This is a genomic window from Streptomyces tateyamensis (genome assembly GCF_003205575.1).
Lineage (GTDB): Bacteria > Actinomycetota > Actinomycetes > Streptomycetales > Streptomycetaceae > Kitasatospora > Kitasatospora tateyamensis.
Genome location: NZ_PYBW01000431.1, coordinates 1 through 248, shown reverse-complemented (window position 1 = coordinate 248; position 248 = coordinate 1). Strand labels below are relative to the sequence as shown.

The following is a 248-nucleotide window of genomic DNA, read 5'->3' as shown; positions in this document are numbered from 1 at the left end:
CGCGGGGTGTTGTCCAGTTCGGGCAGGCCCATAGACTGGGCCAGTCGGCGGGCCGGGTCGACGGTGAGCCCCACGGAGCGGCGACCCCGCTCGCTGGCGCGCAGCTCGATCGCGGCCGCGGCGGAGGGCTTGCCGATCCCGCCGGAGCCGCAGGAGACGCTCATCCGGGGGGGCGGGTCGTCGATCAGCCGGGCCACGTCCAGTCCCGCAGGTCCGCTCGCGCCGGTCATGCAGCCCCCTGCGGCGTA

General features: G+C 76.2%; 1 protein-coding gene. It reads right to left on the bottom strand.

Annotation, left to right across the window (positions count from 1 at the left end):
- A partial coding sequence (locus C7C46_RS34080; protein ID WP_281278610.1) for an ArsA-related P-loop ATPase occupies positions 1 to 230 on the bottom strand: 230 nt, incomplete at its 3' end.
- Positions 231 to 248 lie beyond the last annotated feature (18 nt).